This is a genomic window from Actomonas aquatica (assembly GCF_019679435.2).
GTDB classification, from domain to species: Bacteria; Verrucomicrobiota; Verrucomicrobiia; order Opitutales; family Opitutaceae; genus Actomonas; species Actomonas aquatica.
This window is the reverse complement of sequence record NZ_CP139781.1, coordinates 5,790,498-5,807,951: the sequence shown is the minus strand read 5'-3', so window position 1 is coordinate 5,807,951 and position 17,454 is coordinate 5,790,498. Positions and strand designations below refer to the sequence as shown.

The following is a 17,454-nucleotide window of genomic DNA, read 5'->3' as shown; positions in this document are numbered from 1 at the left end:
GCGCCGCCATTGTCTACTCCTCCGCCTTCGGCCCAAAGGCTTCGTGCACATACGTCGCCAGCGCCTGCACTTCGGCATCGGTGAAAAACCCAAAAGGCGGCATTTCCCAGCCCATCGGATTATCCCGATCGCGCAGCACCGCCGAGCCAGCGCGGATCACCTCCGCCACCCGCTCTACGCCCGCCGCCACGATCGGACCATCGAGAATCCCCGGCTGAAAATTCGGCACGCCGCCGCCATCCGCCATGTGACAGCTGGCGCAGTTGGCTGCATAAAGGGCCTCGCCATCCGGCGGCGGCGCGATGGGTTCCGCGGGTTCGGGCGCTGCCACGACCGCAGGCGACTCGGCCTCGTCAGTGCTGGACCGGGGTTGCAACAACCAGCCTACGCCCATGATGCCGAGGCCCAGCGCCATCACGGCGTAGCTCCATCCGCGCCCTGTGCTCATTCGCCGGTGTAGAAAACGCGCCAGACGCGATCACCCTGGTCGGAGCCGATGTAGAGCGATCCGTCCGGTCCCACCGCCAACCCCATGGGGCGATACTTGGCGTCACGCGGACTGCGAATCTCGTCCTTGCCCATAAAATCATCGGCAAAGATCGACCACTCGCCGGTCGGCTTGCCGTCGTCGTCAAACGGGATGAAGCACACGTTGTAGCCCTTCTGCACCGGACGATTCCAGGATCCGTGGAACGCGAGGAAAATGCCACCACGGTATTTAGCCGGGAACTGCTCCGCGCCGTAATACGCCATCTGCATCGGCGCCCAGTGCGCCGGGAACGCGATGACCGGGTCCGGATAGGTGCCCGCCGCCGGTCCCTTTTGGCCGTCGCCACCATACTCCGGCGACATCAGCCGCTTGTGCTCAATCGGGCTGTAGTAGGTGTAGGGCCAGCCAAAGTTCGCGCCCTGCGGCACCGCGTGAAATTCCTCGGCCACGTGCTCCGCGTTGTAGGCTGCGTTGAAAATATCGGGACGCACCACATCGAGCACATCGCGGCCGTTCTGCGCCATGAACAATTGGTCGGCCACCGGATGCCACACCAACGACAGCACATGACGATGACCGGTCGACCAATGCACGCCATCGGCCTGCGTCTGCGGTGCCTGGCTCGGATCAAATTTCCAGATGCCGCCGTGCTCGCTCAGGAAGGCCTGCACGCGCGCCTCACTCAGCCCTCGCGCCCCACGCGCCCGGTCCGGATCGCCCAAGGCGTTCGACGGCGAACCCACCTCCACGTAGAGCATGCCGTCCTCATCAAAGGTGAACATCTTCGCCGCATGTTGGCGCTTGTCCGGCAAGCCGCTCACCACGAGCTCGGGTTGACCACTCGGCACCAACTCGCCCTCCGCCCGGGCCATGCGATAAACCGCGTCATTGGAAGAGTAATACAAATACCCGCCGTGCACCGCGATGCCGCTGCCACCATTGCCCGTGTCGATGCGCTCCCGCATATCCGCCACGCCATCACCATCGGTGTCACGCAGCGCCTCAATGCCGCCGCCGCGCAGTCGCCCGTAGATGTCGCCGTTGGGCGCCACCGCCATGCCCCGCACGCCATCCACGCCATCGGCCACCACCACCGCGTGGAATCCCGGCGGCAACGTGATGTCGCCATTGTTCGGACTGGGTTTGAGCTCCGCCAATGCCGCGGAACCCGCGAGCAGGGACGTCACCGAAAACGTAAGAAGGGAGGCAACAAGACGATTCATGGTCGGCCAAAATAGTCGCACTCCCCCCTCGCGCAACCGCCGCGCTAAAACGGCCGAACGGTCCGGGAGTTGACGTTGAACCTCGCTGCGTCTGCTTCGGCACCACCACGCTCTTCGCCACTTATTGCAATCGACCGTCATCCACCATTGCGGAAACCGACCGAATTCGGTTCCGTCATCTCCGATCCACTCTCTCGACTCGTGGCTATTTCCCGCAGCGTTTTTTCCCCGCGCCTACGCTTGGCCGCCCTTGGTGCCGCATTGGGCCTGCGCGCGCTGACGGCGTGGTCCCAGCCGGCCGAATACACCTTGGCCGGAACGCCCACGGGAGTCGTTGAATCCGGCGCGCCCAATTTCGAAATCTTCGGCCCCGAGAGTGTGGGCATGACCAAACCCGCCGTCGACCTGCACGTCCTGCCCGACGGTCGCCTGCTCGTCATGGCCCAGGACGAACTCGCCATCGGCGATGGGGTCCGCTGGATGCAGCTCGAACGCGCCGCCGACCAACCGCACATCAATTTGGAAAACGTCGCCGTCGCCACCGATGGCACCATCTACGCCGGCCGCTCCAACGCCTTCGCCCGCCTCGAATTTGGGTCCGACGCCACGTGGCGCCTCGAACCCGTCGAGACCATCGTCGAGCACGAGCGCTACGGCGATCCGCAGCTCACGCACGTGCGCGAGGCCGAGGGCAAATGGTTCTGGTGGTGGGGCGCCGGTCCGATCTTCGCCTGGCAACCCGGCGCCACCCCGCGCGTCATCGGCGTCGCCAATGCCCCCCGCGCCGCCTTCTCCCTCAACGGAGTCGTCCACCTCAGCGACAGCTCCAACGGCGCGCTCTACCGCTACGACGGTGAGCAACTTCATCCCGTGCATCTCGCCGGCGACGACTACGCCGATGCCACCATCACCTCTGCCGCTCCGCTGGGCCCTGACCGCACCTTGGTCGGCACCACCGGGCGCGGCCTGCGCGTCTGGGACGGCCAGGCCTTCACTCCGTTTGCCACCCGCGGCCTGCTCGCCCGCGCCTACTCCATCAACGCCCTCTGCGCCCTCGGCCAGGACCTCTACGCCGCCGCTTCCCACAACCTCGGCATCATCTTTTTCCGCGCCGACGGCACCATCGTGCAAGTGCTCGATCGCAGCAACGACCACCGCCTCGCGCGCGTCACCAAGCTCGTGCGAGGCACCGACGGCGCGCTCTGGGCGCTGCTCAACGACGGTATCGCTCGCATCGATTTCCCCTCCCGCATCTCGCACTTCGAAGCCTTCGTCGACACCGGCCTCGCCTACGCCATGCCGTTCCGATTCGACGGTCGGCTCTGGCTGCTCTCCGACGGGCGCATCCAGCGCGGCATCTACGATGAAGACAATCGCATCCGGCGCTTCGAGGTGGACTCCCCGCCCGGCTACGCCAACCAACTCTTCGCGATCGGCGACCAATTGCTGGCCGCCTCCCGCGACGGCCTTTTCCGCCGCACCCTGGCCGACCGCTGGGCCAAACTCAGCGACGTCTCCAGTCCGCTGATACAGGCAAACCCCACCGCTCCCGGCCGCTGGCTCTACGTCGCCCACGATGAAGTCGGCTGGGTGCTCCAGGATGCGGCCGGCGCACTCTCCGTGGAACGATTCCCCAGCCCCGGCTTCGGCCACGCCTACGGCGCCATCAGCGACGACGCCGGCGCCTTCTGGGTGGAACTCGGCACCGGCAAGGTTGCCCGGGTGACGCCGACCCTGCCGCGCCCAACCATCGAGATGCACGGCCCGGGTGGTGCCCTTGGCAACCGTTGGCCCAACCTCTTTCTGCTCGACGATCAGGTGCGCGTAAACGTGCCGTGGCAGATCTTCGCCCGCGACCCGCTCAGCGGACAGCTGCGGCTCGACGAAGCTCTCCTCAACCGCATCCCCCAGATGCGTGACGTGCTCGGTCGCCCCACCCTCGATTCAACCGGTCGCCTCTGGCTCACCCATGAGGGACGCCTGCAGGTGCTCGAGTCGCAGGACGGCCAATGGGCCAGCTTGGATGAACCGCTGCCGGCCGGTCTGCTCCCGCTCCACATCTATGGCCAGCGCGACGGCGTGGTGTGGCTGCACGAACCACAAAAGCTTGCGCGTTACGATCCCGCCATCCCCATCCCGCAACGCCAGCCGCTCCACGCCCTCATCGCCCGCGTGCAACTCGGCGGCACCACCACGCTGTATCCACCGTTCGATGACACGAGCCCGCTTCGCGCTGGCGCCGACAGCCTCGTCGTTCAAGTCATGGCCACCGGCGGCCAGCCGCGCCACGCCGTGGGGTTCGAATACCGCATCGATGGGCTCGACCACCAGTGGCGCCAAGCCGATGCCACCGGCATGCTGCCGCTCGGCGGCATCCCGCCCGGTGATTACCAACTCATCGTGCGGCCGGTCGGCGCGGACGGCATCGGCGAGCGGGCCGCACTCACTTTCATGGTGCCGCAGCCGTGGTATACCCGACTCTGGGCCATGATCGGTTTCGCCCTGTTGGGCATCGGGGCCATCTGGTTCGCCGGTTGGGTTTCGACCACCGTCACCCGCCAACGCAACGCCGAGCTCGACCGTCTCGTCACCCTGCGCACCGAGGCCCTCAAGCGCAGCAACCTGCGTCTCGAACAACAGATCACCGCCACGGAGCAAAAGTCCCACGAACTCGAGGCCTCTCAGCACGAGATCAGACAACTCAACGCCGATCTCGAACAACGCGTCCACCAACGCACCGAGGAGCTGCGTGAAGCCAACCGCGACCTCGAAGCCTTCGCCTACTCCGTCGCCCACGACCTGCGTTCGCCCATCGGCAACATCGGCAACTTCGCCAAGCTCCTGCGTTCCCTCTACCCGCCCGAGCCGGGATCCGAACGCGACAAGATGACCGCCTTCATCGTCAACGAAAGCCAGCGCCTCATCGAGCTCGTGCAGAGTTTCCTCGATTTCGCCACCGTGCAGAAGGCCGCGATCCACTGGCAACACGTCGACCTGCTGCCCATCATCGTCGCCATCCGTGACCGCCTCATGCACGACGCCCCCGACCGCCAGGTGTGTTGGGAGCTGCCCACCACCGTCCCCACCGTCGCGGGCGACCCCACCCTGCTCCAACAGGTGTTCACCAACCTGCTGAACAACGCGCTCAAATTCACCGGCGAGCGCGATCAGGCCATCATCCGCATCACCGCCCCCCTCCAGCCCGACCGATCCTTCGCGACCTTTGTGATCAGCGACAACGGCGCCGGTTTTGATCCTGCGCAGGTCCACCTCTTCGAGCCCTTCCAGCGCGCGCACGACAACCGCCGCTTCAAAGGCACCGGGATCGGCCTCACCAACGTGCACCGCATCGTCACCCGCCATGGCGGCACCATCACCGCCACCGGCGCTCCCGAACAGGGGGCCACTTTCACGCTGCGTCTGCCCACCCGCCGCCCCGCCGACGACACCCTGCCGCCTTTTTGAGCGCGCACCTGCCCGGTTGACCCGGCGTCGCCCGCCCGCCAAGCTCGCCGGCACCATGGAAGTCCTCGATACTGTCCGTGCCGTCCTCGCCCAGAAAGGAACCGCAATCTGGAGCGTTACCCCGGACGCCACGGTCTATGATGCGATCGCGCTGATGGCTGCAAAGAACATCGGCGCTGTATTGGTAATGGATCACGACCGCCTCGTCGGCATGCTCTCCGAACGTGACTACACCCGCAAAGTCATCCTCGTGGGCAAACAGTCCAAGGAGACCAGCGTTGAAGAGATCATGAGCACCAACCTCACCACCGTCGCCCCGTTCGACACGGTGGATCGTTGCATGCACCTGATGACGGAGCACCGCGTGCGCCACCTCCCGGTCATCGAAGTCGACCGCGTCGTCGGCGTCGTTTCGATCGGCAACCTCGTCAACTGGATCATCTCTGCCCAAGGCGCCGCCCTCCACAACATGGAGCGCATGCTCGGCGCAGAATACCCCGGCTGACTCCCCCCCCCAGCCCCAAACTGCCGATGCCGGTCACCCCGCCGGCATCGGCAAGGGCGGTCAGGCAGCGGACCAGTGCCGTCCGCCCTCAGTCGTCGCTCACACCGATCACCCGCATCAACACGCGGCTCTGCGCGTCACGCGGATCGCGCGCCTCCAGCCCGATCACCCCCGCCACCAGCGCGAGGCCTCCCACCGGGCGCCGCACAAACAGGTCGACCTCCAACGCCGGCTTGCCGTCCAACAACAAGACGACCGGCAGCACATAGACGTCCTGCGGCTGACGGGCGTCCGCCGACGCCGTCTGTGTCGCCACTCTGCGGATACGCTCAAACCGGTAACGGATGTTGATCGGCGGCAGCTTGCCCCCGCGCTTCACCACCGACCACCACGGCACGTCCACCACCTCCGCCAGGATCTCCGCCATCGCCGGCGTTTTCATGATCACGCCCACAAACTCCAGCAGTGCAGGCAGCGTCGCCGCGTAGGCCCGGTCATCGACCTCCGTCCAACCCGCCTCCGCCGCGATCTTTGCCACCGCTTGCGTGACCTTTTCCGGATACGGTTCGCGCAAGCGCAGGCCCAACCCGGGCGCCGTCTCCACTCCTCGCTCCAGCATGCCTATCCAGCCGCGCGTGAACCCGGCAAAACCGAGTCGCAGGAAATCCGCCGTGACCGCCCGCTCGACCGTCGCGCGAGGGATGTCGTCGCGCGTAAGTTTCGCCAGCTTTCGCTCCGCCAGCGGCACCGGCCCAAACGCCGTCAACCGCACCGGCTGTTTGGTCATGGCAAAGGTGTGCTCGCGGCCCGTCGAAGTGAACAACCGCGCCTCCTGATCCGTCGAAGACTCGAAGCCTTCACCGTCTTCATCCAGTGCCGCCACTTCCACCAGCCACTGCGCCAACCGCCGTTTGCCGCGCGTCTCCACCACCAGAGTGCAACTGCCTTTCACGGCGACTTCCGCCTCGTGATCTGATGCTGTCAGCACCGTCCGAAAGACCGCACCATTCAGCGCCATGCCTTCCTCACGTGCCACCGCGACCAGCGGCGCCACCGGCCGCAGTCCCAGACTCTCGCCCAACTGCGGTTCAGGCGCATCCGCCGCCCACGCGACAGTTGCCGCATTCAGCGCCATCAGCCCCGCCACCAGCCGTCTCCGACGCCCCATGGAGTGATGGGAACGTCGGCGGCGGAGCAACATGGCGGTGCGTCGCTCGGACCGGTTACTTGAGCAGCTTCGCCATGTCCTTGGCAAAGTAGGTCAGGATCAGGTCGGCCCCCGCTCGCTTGATCGCGAGCAACGACTCGTGCCTGATCTTTTCGAGATCCAGCCAGCCCAGCTTCGCCGCCGCGTGAATCTGGGAATATTCGCCCGACACCTGATACGCCGCCACCGGCTTGGTCGTCGCATCACGCAGCTCGCGGATGATGTCCAGATAAGCGCCCGCTGGCTTCACCATGATGAAGTCCGCCCCCTCTTCTTCGTCGAGCGCCGCCTCGTTGATCGCCATGCGTCGGTTGGCCGGGTCGAGCTGGTAGGTCGCCTTGCTCAGCGTATTGGTGCCAGCCGCCTTCGCACTGCCCACCGCATCACGGAAAGGACCATAATAGGCCGAGTTAAATTTCGCCGAGTAAGCCATGATCGCGGTGTCGGCAAAGTCGTGCGCGTCGAGCGCCTCGCGGATCGCACCGATGCGGCCATCCATCATGTCCGACGGCGCCACGATATCGACGCCCGCCTCGGCCTGCAGCACCGCCATCTCGGAAAGAATCGCCACCGTGCGATCGTTGTCCACGTCATCAGCAATGTCGGTCAGCACGCCGTCGTGGCCGTGCGAAGTGTAAGGATCGAGCGCCACATCGGTCACCACCGCGAGTTCCGGCAGCGCCTGCTTCACCGCGCGCACCGCCCGCAGGATGAGGCCGTCCTCATCGAGCGCCGCCGTGCCTTCGGCGTCCTTCAGCTTGCTGTCCATCTTGGGAAACAGCGCGACCGCGCGCACCCCGAGCTTGCTCAGCGCCCGGCACTCTTTGACGAGGTCTTTGATGTTCAGGCGAAACACGCCCGGCATCGACGCGATCTCCTCCGGCGCCGGTTTGCCATCCACCACAAACAGCGGCGCGATGAAATCCTCGGGGCGCAGATGCGTCTCGCGCACCATGGCGCGCAAACCCGCCGTGCGGCGCAGGCGGCGAGGACGTTCAACCAGATCAAGCATAGCTTCGGAAGACATGCTCGCGGTTTACACCCGCCGCGCCCGCCAGCGCCACCTCATTTCTCCGCGGACGCGTCCGAGACCGTCGCCGCCAGCAACTGAATCGACACGCGCTTGCCCCCGCCCTTGGGCCGCCCCGCATACACCGCCGTCACCCCGGCCAAAACCGAGGCCGGCGCCTTCGGTGGTTGCGCCACCAGCTCGACCGTCAGCGCCGCCACACCGTTCAGCTCCACCGCAAACGGCACCACAAATGACGCCGCGGTCTCCGGCACCCGCCGCAGCCGGTTACCATCCAGGTTGATGTTGGCGTTCACCGATCCCAGCCCCTTCACCAGCGCCCACCACGGCACGTCGACGACCTCGAACAGAATGCCTTTCAACCCCGGGGTCTGTGCCGCGATCCCAAAAAACTCCACCAGCGCAGGCAACGAGCCCACCACCGAACGCACATCCTCCTCGCGCACGCCCCGCTCCTCCAACTCCGCCCGGGTGGCGCGTGCTTCTTCCTCCGGAAACGGCGTGTTGCGCATGCTGATTCCCACCCGCCCCGTATCATCGCGCAGTCGCAGAATCGTCCCCGCCGCCCGGTCCAACCCCACCTGCAGAAACTCCGCATTCACTAGGAACCGCGCCTGCTCCCGCGTCACCTTGGCCAACGCCCGTTCGATCCGCCCCTCATCCTGATCCAACGGCCCCCACACCGTCACCTCCACCGCCACCAAATCCCGCTCAAACGTGTAATGCGAACCGGTCGAGGTGTAGATGCTCAACGGCTCGACATCCGCCGACGCCACTTGCGCGGCTTCCTCCGCGTTGAGCTCCGCCAACCGAAACTCCGCCAGCCACTGCTCGACCTCGTCGTCATCGCGCATGGAGATGAGCACCACCGCGCGGTCACCCGCCTCCGGACGCTCACGGCCGGCTCCCGCCACGGTCACGCCTGTCAGGGGCAGCCCTTCCCGCTCCGCCAGCGCCACCACCGCCGCCCCCGCCGAAAAATCCTCCATCTCCGGGTAAATCGGCTCCTTCGCCACCAAGCCCACGGCCGCCAAGACACTCAGGATAAACAGAAAACGCACACGCCCTCAGACGCTACCACGGCGGCATTTGTTCATTTTGCCTCCGCCTCCATGTCGGGCCCGGCTTTGATTTTTCGTGTGTTTGGTGTCCTTCGTGGTTTCTCCTAATCCATTCCCATGGCTCTGCAGCTCCACGATTCCCTGTCCCGCTCCCTCCAGCCCGTCGCTCCGGCGCACGATGACGGCGTCTTCCGTTTCTACAACTGCGGCCCCACCGTCTACGCCGAAGCTCACATCGGCAACTTCCGCACCTTCGTGGTCAATGACCTCCTCCGCCGCCTGCTCGAGGACCAGTTCGGCGCCGACAAAGTGAAGCACGTGCGCAATCTCACCGACGTCGACGACAAGACCATCCGCCGCGCCCGCGAGGAGGGCGTGCCCCTTTCCACCGTCACCCAACGCTGGACCGACAAGTTTCACGCCGACTGCGACGCCCTCAACTGCCTGCGCCCCCACGTCGAGCCAGCCGCCACCACTCACATTAAAGAGCAGGTCAACATGATCGAGGTCCTCATGGAAAAGGGCCACGCCTACCGAGCCGCCGACGGTTCGGTCTACTTCAAGGTGTCCTCATTTGATGGATACGGCGCCCTCTCCCGCGTCAAGGAACGTGAACTCAAATCCGGCGCCGCCGCGGCCGCCGGCAACACCGGGGCCAAGGACACCACCTCGGTCGACGCCGACGAAAAGGAAGACGGCACCGACTTCGCTCTCTGGAAGGCCTGGAAGGCCGACGAAGGTGACGTGAAATGGGACGGCCCCGCCGGCGCCTCCGCCGGTCGCCCCGGCTGGCACATCGAGTGCAGCGCCATGGCCAAAAAACACCTCGGCGAGACCATCGACCTGCACACCGGCGGCGAGGACCTGCTCTTCCCGCACCACGAAAACGAGATTGCGCAGAGCGAGTGCTGCAACGGCGTGCCCTTCGCCCGCCTCTGGTATCACAGCAAGCACCTGCTCGTTGACGGCGCCAAGATGAGCAAATCGCTCGGCAACCTCTACACGCTCGACCAGCTCAAGGAGATGGGCCACTCCGCCGCCGCCCTGCGCTACACCCTGCTCGCCGGTCACCCGCACAAGCAGCTCAACTTCACCCTCGCCTCCCTCGGCGCGGCCGACAAGGCCCTCACCACCCTGCGCAACTTCCGCGGCCTGCTCGGCGAGCAGACCGGCGACCCCGCGGTGTTTGATCCGGTCTTCGCCGCCCTGCACGACAATCTCAACACCCCCGGTGCGCTCGGTGCGCTGTTCCGCATCGTCAATGCCGGCCCGCGCGGCGTCGACGCCGCCACCTTCGATCGCGTGATCTTCGCCTTCGGCTTCGATCTCACCGCCCCCGAGACGCCTACTGTCGAGATCCCGGCCGAGATCACTGCCCTCGCCGAAAAACGCTGGGCCGCCAAGCAGGCCAAGGACTGGCCCGCCGCCGACGCCCTCCGCGGCGAAATCGCCGCCGCCGGCTGGACCATGAAAGACCGCAAAGACGGCTACGACCTCGAGCCGGCGAAATAGGCAGCCCCGGACTTTCAATCCTACCCCGATTTTGGGTTGAGGATTTCGGCGTGACCCGCGGCCGCGCTGGTCTCGTGTCCCCCACCTCCAACGGCCAGATCGCCGTGAATCAGCGCGTTGTGCCCCAACCGCAAGTCGGTCGGCGGCGTGAGTCCTCGACGCTCGCCATCAAAATCCGAGCCAATCCCCTGCGCCGAGCCGAACGCGAAATCGCCTATGTGAGCTAGACCGAGGGACTTGCCGTCCGGTTCTACGGTTCCATGAGGGCCATTTCTGCAGCCGCGCATCTCGCTGTCACTGGGTTGTTTCCGAATTGAGCCCGACCGCCTGTTGACAAGTCGGGCTTCGCGTCCGCCACTTAGGACCCTATTTCATTCGGGGCCCCATGGTCGCGTTCTGCGCGTCATGATGGCAAAGGCGCAAAACCCCCCACCTCTCGCGATGTTGCTCGTCGCACCCGCGCCTGCCGTTCCGGCCCTCCGCCAGACAACCCACCGATCCGCGCCCCAAGGGATCGCAAAACGAAGGAACATCCATGCAGCCAAACCAACCCAACCGCACGCCCGCCAACTCCGCGCCTCCGTTTTCGCCCGATTCTGAGCATCCGACCGAAGAGCAACGCAAGCAGGACTTCCTGGTTAAGGTGGCGTCGCCGCGATACGACCGCGGTGGGGTCAGCGGCCTCAAGCGCTACGCCGAGGGCAAGGTCGATGCGTCCTCCGCTCACCTCTACTCCACCTCCGAGGCCCGCAAGCTCATCGAGCTCGGCATCGAAGATCGCATGAAGGTGAAGATCAGCGACCACTACAACGCGTTGGTCACGGGCGATTCCGACATGCCGCCCTCCGCGCCGCTGCGCAACCTGGTCACCGCCCGGGGCGAAGAGGTCAAGGACCTCTCCGGCGAGGTCGATCCGTCCAACCAGCTCTCCTACAGCCCGGCCGCCGGCATCCTGCACAAATACGAGATGGCCCTGCTCTACGTTGTGAAGACCTGCAGCGCCCACTGTCGCTACTGCTACCGCCTCGACCTCTTCACCGGCAAATCCGGCAAACCTCTGGCCCAGCTCGCCGCCGTGCGCGACTACATCGATGCGCACAACGAGGCGGCCGCCGCCAACCACGGTTTCCACCCCGAGACCGGCCGACCGACCCTCCGCGAAGTGCTCCTCTCCGGCGGCGACCCCATGGTGTTGAGCAACACCAAGCTCGCCGCCTGGCTCATCGAACTCGCCGAAGCCGGCATCTCCACCATCCGCATCGGCACCAAGGAACTCGCCTTCTTCCCCCACCGCTTCGACGACGACTTCTTCGGCATGCTCGACGCCTTCAATGAGGCCTACCCCAATGTGCGCCTCGTCTTCGCCGTGCACTTCACCCATCCCGACGAGTTTCTCATCCGCGACGATGAGGGCGCCTACGTCACGGCCGAGAACGACCACCGCTTCATGTGGCTCGCCCCCGTCGAAAACGCCGTCGAGCAGCTCACCCGCCGCCGCCACTTCATCTCGCTGGAAAACCAGACTCCCATCATCCGCGACGTGAACAACGACGCCCACGTGCTCAAGATCCTCCAGCAGGAGCTCTACGCCCACGGCATCGGCAACCACTACTACTTTCAATGCCGCCAGATCGAAGGCCACAAAGCCTTCGCCGTGCCGGTCGAGGAATGCTGGCAACTCTTCACCGACTCCCAACGCCACCTCTCCGGCGTCGAAGCGCACGCCCGCTTCGTCATGTCCACCGAGCAGGGCAAAGTGGAAGTGTGTGGCGTCAGCGGCGAACCGGATGACGGCTACGTCGTCTTCAAATGGCACCGCAACCCCGGTGCCGCCGCCCAGCGCGGCCAGATCGCCATCGCCCGCCGCAACCCGCAGGCCCTCTGGATCAACGACTACCAGGACCGCGTTTTCCAAGACCCCGAAGGCCTCATCGGCTCAACCGAGTAAAAGCCACCCACGGTGGACGCCGACCTCCGGGCGGCGTCGCCCTGCCCCTCGGAGCCGTCCCCGTTCCAACCGCCCCGTCCCACCGCGACCGCGTCCGGAGGCCACGGTCCACCTTCCCAGCAAGCCACCCACGGTGGACGCCGACCTCCGGGCGGCGTCGCCCTGCCCCTCGGAGCCGTCTCCGTTCCAACCGCCCCGTCCCACCGCGACCGCGTCCGGAGGCCACGGTCCACCTTCCCAGCAAACCACCACACGGTGGACGCCGACCTCCGGGCGGCGTCGCCCTGCCCCTCGGGCCCGCCCATTCGCAAAAAAGAGCGTGCCTCCCCATGGCCATCCGTGGTTAACCAACCGTTTCCATTCCATCGGACCGACAACCGTAGGCCGGTCCACAACCCAATATCGCCATGTCCTCCATGACTCCGCTCGAAGAACTGCGCCACTCGTGCTCGCACGTGCTGGCCACCGCCGTCCTCCGTCTCTTCCCCGAGACCAAGCTCGATATCGGTCCCCCCACCGACTCCGGCTTCTATTACGACTTCGATCTGGACCACAAATTCACCACCGAAGACCTCGAGAAAATCGAGGAAGAGATGCGCAAGGTGATTAAGGAAAACCAGGCCTTCCGTCGCAAGGAGGTCTCCCGCGACGAAGCCATCGAGATCATCAAAGGCCGCGGCCAGGAGCGCTACAAACTCGGCCGCCTCGACGACATTCCCGAGGGCGAAGCCATCTCCTTCTACGAGAACGGCGAGTTCATGGACCTCTGCGCCGGCACCCACGTGCGCTACAGCAAGCAGATCAAGGCCTTCAAACTGCTCTCCATCGCCGGCGCCTACCACCGCGGCGACGAGAAAAACAAGCAGCTCCAGCGCATCTACGGCACCGCCTTCGCCTCCAAGGAAGAGCTCGCCGAATACCTCGATCGCCTCGAGCAGGCCAAGGCCCGCGACCACCGCAAGATCGGCAAGGACCTCAAACTCTTCGTCATCGACGAGGACGTCGGCCAGGGCCTCATCCTCTGGACGCCCGCCGGTTCCATCATCCGCCAGGAACTCCAGACCTTCATCGGCGACGAGCTCCGCAAGCAGGGTTACCATCAGGTCTTCACGCCGCACATCGGCAAACTCACCCTCTACAAGACCTCCGGCCACTTCCCCTACTACAAGGAGTCGCAGTTCCCCGCCATCGCCGAACCCGATGACCTCGAACGCGTCGCCACCGAGGGCTGTTCCTGCGCCGAACTCACCGCCCGCCTTGAGGCTGTCTCGCCGCAGTTTGCCAACGAGATCAACCGCCGCACCGGCCGCGAAACCATCGGCGCCGAGCGCACCATGGATCCGACCAAGCTGCTCGACGGCTTCATGCTGAAGCCGATGAACTGCCCGCATCACATCAAGATCTTCGCCTCCCAGCCGCACTCCTACCGCGACCTGCCGCTGCGCCTGGCCGAGTTCGGCACCGTTTACCGCTGGGAACAGTCCGGCGAGCTCAACGGCATGACCCGCGTGCGCGGCTTCACCCAGGACGACGCCCACCTCTTCTGCACCGAAGACCAGGTGGCCGCCGAAGTGCAGGGCTGTCTCGCCCTCGTGAAGATCGTGCTCACCACGCTCGGCATGTCGGACTACCGCGTGCGCGTCGGTTTGCGTGATCCCGACTCCGACAAATACGCTGGCGACGCCGCCGTCTGGGACAAGGCCGAGGAAGCCTGCCGCAACGCCGCCAAAACCCTCGGCGTGCCCTTCACCGAGGAGCCCGGCGAGGCTGCCTTCTACGGCCCCAAGATCGACTTCGTCGTCAAGGACGTCATCGGCCGCGAGTGGCAGCTCGGCACCGTGCAGGTCGACTACAACCTGCCCGTGCGCTTCGACCTCTCCTACATCGGCTCCGACAACAAGCCGCACCGCCCGGTCATGATCCACCGCGCTCCCTTCGGCTCGATGGAACGTTTCTGCGGCGTGCTCATCGAGCACTTCGGTGGCAACTTCCCCGTCTGGCTCGCGCCCGAACAAGTGCGCCTCCTGCCCATCTCGGAGAAGACGCTCGACTACGGCCGCGACCTCGTCGCCCAGCTCAAGGCCGCCGGCGTGCGCGCCGTGCTCGACGAGCAAAGCGACAAACTCGGCGCCAAGATCCGCCGCGCCGAATTGGAAAAGGTCCCGCACACCCTCGTGCTCGGTGCCAAGGAAGCCGAAGCCCAGGCCGTCTCCGTCCGCACCCGGGGCGCCGGCGACCGTGGCACCATGCCCTTCACCGAATATCTCGCCTCCCTCAAAGAGGAGATCGCCACCCGCGCCCTCCCCACCAAGAGCTGAGCCGGGCTCACCCAACTCCCACGAAAAAAGGCCGGTCCGCGCGGACCGGCCTTTTGTTTCAAACAAAACGTAGCTGCGCTTGAGCCCCGGCGAAAGCGTGGCCCCACGCGCCGTCCCGACCTCAGATTTCCCTGCGGCCCAGTGCGTGACCGACCGTCGCGGAATCGCGGCGCACATGAAACAGGCCCACCAAGATCACCCGATCCCCGTGCAAACGGTAATAGAGGCGTTAGGGAAAGTGGCGCAGCACCACGCGATGGTAATGACCGAAGTGTCGATGATGGGTGACCATCCCCTCCGCTACTTCCGCTTCAGCTGACTTGAAGGCCGCTTCAAATCGCTCACCCAAACCCTCCGACAGCGCCTCGTAATACGCAAAAGCCGCCACGAAGTCTTCACGGACTTCTGGCAGGTAGCCGACCGTCCGGCTCATTTCTTTAGTCGCTCAACCTCCGCCCAAAACTGCTGCCGCGTCATGGGAGAGCTCCCGCCTGACTCAAAATCCTGCCAACGACGAGCCAGCTCAGCACCGTGCCACGCCGGGGAAGGCAACGATTCCGGCTCGCGGAGCGTGCCCAGAATCTCATCTGCCAGCGCCAACCGCTCGAGGTCACTCAGTTCCTGAAAGCGAGGAATTTCAGCGGTCTTCATGACGCAATACACAATGCTCTTCAAAAGCGCCAAGCAAGCCCACGAATCGGAAGCTAAACGGCTCGCCGCTCCCACAAAAAAGGCCGGTCCGCGCGGACCGGCCTTTTTGCTAAATCGAAGCGCTCTCCTGTCTGCCGAAAGCTGACGGCTGAACGCTGACAGCTGCTCGCTCGAAACTCAGTTCGTGATGTCGAACGTCGTGCTGCCCGCGCGCGCTGGGTAGTAGGTCTTATACCACTCCTTTTGGGCGTCGCTGCCGGCGTAGTCGGCGAGGGCCTGCTCACTCTTGAACTCCATCACGAAGGCATACTCGCGGTTGCCCTGAGCCTTGATGCACTTGGTCCAAACGCGGGTGATGCCGTCATAGGACTTGGCCAGCGCGTGCACGCCGTCGAGAGCGGCTTTGATCTGCGCTTCCGATGCATCTTCCTTCCAGGAAACCGTGACCACGTGGATCACTGAGGAGGGCGCCATCTCGGTGTCGTGTCCTCCTTCATGATGGGCGGCAGAGAGAGAGGTGGCCGCCAGACCAAGAGCGAGGACCGAGCACAGGGTGGAGAGAAGTTTCTTCATAATGGAATGACTGGGTTGTCGTTGAGGTGAACTGCGAAGGGGAAAACGGGCCGGACTCACCGCCCCGGTCCCGGCGTCTGTCACCGGGAACGCGCTACCATTGCCAGCTTCGCGCCAAAGGAAAGTTCGGAGCGCAAATCGTCGGCGCCTTCCGCCGCCGCGTTAACCGTTTCGCCCCCTGTTCCCGAGGTCGCCCCAGCAGCTCGCTCAACTATTTTTTGATTTAGCGATCAATCGCCCAGATTCGTCATGGCCAGCCCTTGTTTAACGTCTATGAAACGTTGACCAGTCGCGTTTACCCCCATCATGCGCCGTCGATCCGATACCCCTTCCCTTGCCCGAATAGCTGAAGAAGCCGGCGTTTCCCGCGCCGCCGTCTCCATGGCGCTCCGCCATCATCCCCGCATTCCCATCGCCACCCGCGAGCGGATCGAGGCCATCGCCAAACGGCTCGGTTGGAAACCCAACCCGCTCCTCGCCGAGGCCATGAGCGCCATTCGCGCCGGCCAGCCGCCCGCCGATCGCGTCACCCTCGCCTGGGTCACCACCTTCCCCGAGCGCGAGGGCTGGCGCAACATCCACTTCTTTTCCCGCGTCCACGACGGCGCCGACGCCCGCGCCGCCCGCGCTGGCTACAAGCTCGAGCACTTCTGGCTCGGTGACGCCCGCGGCAACGTCTCCCGCCTCAGCGACATCCTCTACAACCGCGGCATCAACGGCCTCATCATCGCCCCCATGGCCGCCCCCGGCCCGCTCGAACTGGCGTGGAAACACTTCGCCGCCGCCACCGTGGGCTTCTCCGTCACCTCTCCCCGCCTCCATCGCGTGACCGACAACCACACCGCCTCGGTCCGCGTCGGCGTGACCCGCCTGCGCGGCGCCGGTTTCAAACGCATCGGCTTCGCCCTCTCCGGCAACTTTGACCGCCGCGTCAACGGCCTCTGGGGCGCCGGTTACCTCTGGCAAATGCACGAGGTCGGCGAGTTTCAGGAGGAGCTCCTCCACCGGCCGCCCGAGCTCGACGAAACCCTCTTCATCCGCTGGGTTCGCGAGACCAAGCCCGACGCCATCCTCAGTGTCGACCGCCGCATCCCGGAATGGTTGGCCGGCGCCGGCATGCGCATTCCCCGCGATGTCGCCTACGTCAACTTGGACATCCCGGCGGACGATGGCACCATGGCCGGTGTTTATCAGGACCCCGAAAGCATCGGCGCCGCCTGCGTCGACATGGTCGCCGGTCAACTCCTCCGCCACGAGCGAGGCCTGCCCGAAAAGCCCCGCACCGTCATCATCGACGGCCGCTGGGTCGACGGTGCCACCGCCCCGGCCTGCGATCCGGAGAGTGACGCCGCCAAAGAAGCCGACACCCTGCTCTGCAACCTCGGCAAGTTCCCTGAGCTGCTCCCCAGCGCCTTCGACTAAAATCGCCGCGTCGCCTAAGTGTCGTGGCCAAGTCGCCACATCCTGCGCC

The 17,454-nt window shown here is 65.3% G+C and carries 15 protein-coding genes; 7 read left to right on the top strand and 8 right to left on the bottom strand.

Going from position 1 to position 17,454, the window contains the following annotated elements; all coding sequences use genetic code 11:
• Window positions 1-13: 13 nt before the first annotated feature.
• Window positions 14-448 (bottom strand): c-type cytochrome, encoded by a 435-nt coding sequence (locus K1X11_RS22180; protein ID WP_221030304.1) that lies wholly within the window; start codon window positions 446-448, stop codon window positions 14-16.
• Window positions 445-1,713: a PQQ-dependent sugar dehydrogenase gene (locus K1X11_RS22175; protein WP_221030305.1), complete on the bottom strand. Its 1,269-nt coding sequence runs from the start codon at window positions 1,711-1,713 to the stop codon at window positions 445-447. Before K1X11_RS22175 ends, K1X11_RS22180 begins: the two co-directional genes overlap by 4 nt.
• Window positions 1,714-1,953: 240 nt before the next feature.
• On the opposite strand from K1X11_RS22175, the gene K1X11_RS22170 reads away from it, so the two are divergent.
• A complete protein-coding gene (locus K1X11_RS22170) occupies window positions 1,954-5,178 on the top strand; it encodes a sensor histidine kinase (protein ID WP_221030306.1) in 3,225 nt (1,074 codons plus the stop codon).
• Between the two features lie 55 nt (window positions 5,179-5,233).
• Window positions 5,234-5,683 carry a CBS domain-containing protein gene (locus K1X11_RS22165; protein WP_221030307.1) on the top strand — a complete coding sequence of 150 codons (450 nt, stop codon included), beginning with the start codon at window positions 5,234-5,236 and terminating at the stop codon, window positions 5,681-5,683.
• An 88-nt stretch (window positions 5,684-5,771) separates the two neighbouring features.
• On the opposite strand, the gene K1X11_RS22160 is transcribed toward K1X11_RS22165, so the two are convergent.
• The 3 genes from K1X11_RS22160 to K1X11_RS22150 are packed head-to-tail and all read right to left on the bottom strand — an operon-like array spanning window position 5,772 to window position 8,981.
• The gene (locus K1X11_RS22160) at window positions 5,772-6,884 is read right to left on the bottom strand and encodes a hypothetical protein (protein WP_221030308.1); all 1,113 of its coding nucleotides are present in this window, start codon (window positions 6,882-6,884) and stop codon (window positions 5,772-5,774) included.
• 22 nt (window positions 6,885-6,906) lie between these two features.
• Window positions 6,907-7,917: a porphobilinogen synthase gene (gene hemB / locus K1X11_RS22155; RefSeq protein ID WP_221030309.1), complete on the bottom strand. Its 1,011-nt coding sequence runs from the start codon at window positions 7,915-7,917 to the stop codon at window positions 6,907-6,909.
• A gap of 38 nt (window positions 7,918-7,955) precedes the next feature.
• A complete protein-coding gene (locus K1X11_RS22150) occupies window positions 7,956-8,981 on the bottom strand; it encodes a hypothetical protein (protein ID WP_221030310.1) in 1,026 nt (341 codons plus the stop codon).
• Between the two features lie 117 nt (window positions 8,982-9,098).
• Here K1X11_RS22150 and cysS point away from each other — a divergent pair, with 117 nt between their 5' ends.
• The 4 genes from cysS to thrS all read left to right on the top strand — a co-directional run bounded on the left by cysS (window position 9,099) and on the right by thrS (window position 14,759).
• The gene (gene cysS / locus K1X11_RS22145) at window positions 9,099-10,493 is read left to right on the top strand and encodes a cysteine--tRNA ligase (RefSeq protein WP_221030311.1); all 1,395 of its coding nucleotides are present in this window, start codon (window positions 9,099-9,101) and stop codon (window positions 10,491-10,493) included.
• A 74-nt stretch (window positions 10,494-10,567) separates the two neighbouring features.
• Window positions 10,568-10,720 carry a hypothetical protein gene (locus K1X11_RS22140; RefSeq protein WP_221030312.1) on the top strand — a complete coding sequence of 51 codons (153 nt, stop codon included), beginning with the start codon at window positions 10,568-10,570 and terminating at the stop codon, window positions 10,718-10,720.
• Window positions 10,721-11,028: 308 nt separating this feature from the next.
• Entirely contained in the window at window positions 11,029-12,441 is a 1,413-nt protein-coding gene (locus K1X11_RS22135; protein ID WP_221030313.1) for a hypothetical protein, read from the top strand.
• 407 nt (window positions 12,442-12,848) lie between these two features.
• Window positions 12,849-14,759, top strand: coding sequence for a threonine--tRNA ligase (gene thrS, locus K1X11_RS22130; RefSeq protein WP_221030314.1), 1,911 nt, complete (start codon window positions 12,849-12,851; stop codon window positions 14,757-14,759).
• A 229-nt stretch (window positions 14,760-14,988) separates the two neighbouring features.
• Here the strand turns inward: thrS and K1X11_RS22125 are convergent, their stop codons facing one another.
• From K1X11_RS22125 to K1X11_RS22115, 3 genes are all read right to left on the bottom strand, one after another.
• Entirely contained in the window at window positions 14,989-15,192 is a 204-nt protein-coding gene (locus K1X11_RS22125; protein ID WP_221030315.1) for a hypothetical protein, read from the bottom strand.
• Window positions 15,189-15,410, bottom strand: a complete 222-nt coding sequence (locus K1X11_RS22120) for an addiction module protein (RefSeq protein ID WP_221030316.1) — start codon at window positions 15,408-15,410, stop codon at window positions 15,189-15,191. The genes K1X11_RS22125 and K1X11_RS22120 overlap by 4 nt, the downstream gene beginning before the upstream one ends.
• Window positions 15,411-15,587: 177 nt before the next feature.
• A complete protein-coding gene (locus tag K1X11_RS22115; RefSeq protein WP_221030317.1) occupies window positions 15,588-15,983 on the bottom strand; it encodes a Dabb family protein in 396 nt (131 codons plus the stop codon).
• A gap of 306 nt (window positions 15,984-16,289) precedes the next feature.
• Here K1X11_RS22115 and K1X11_RS22110 point away from each other — a divergent pair, with 306 nt between their 5' ends.
• Window positions 16,290-17,405 (top strand): LacI family DNA-binding transcriptional regulator, encoded by a 1,116-nt coding sequence (locus tag K1X11_RS22110; protein WP_221030318.1) that lies wholly within the window; start codon window positions 16,290-16,292, stop codon window positions 17,403-17,405.
• Window positions 17,406-17,454 lie beyond the last annotated feature (49 nt).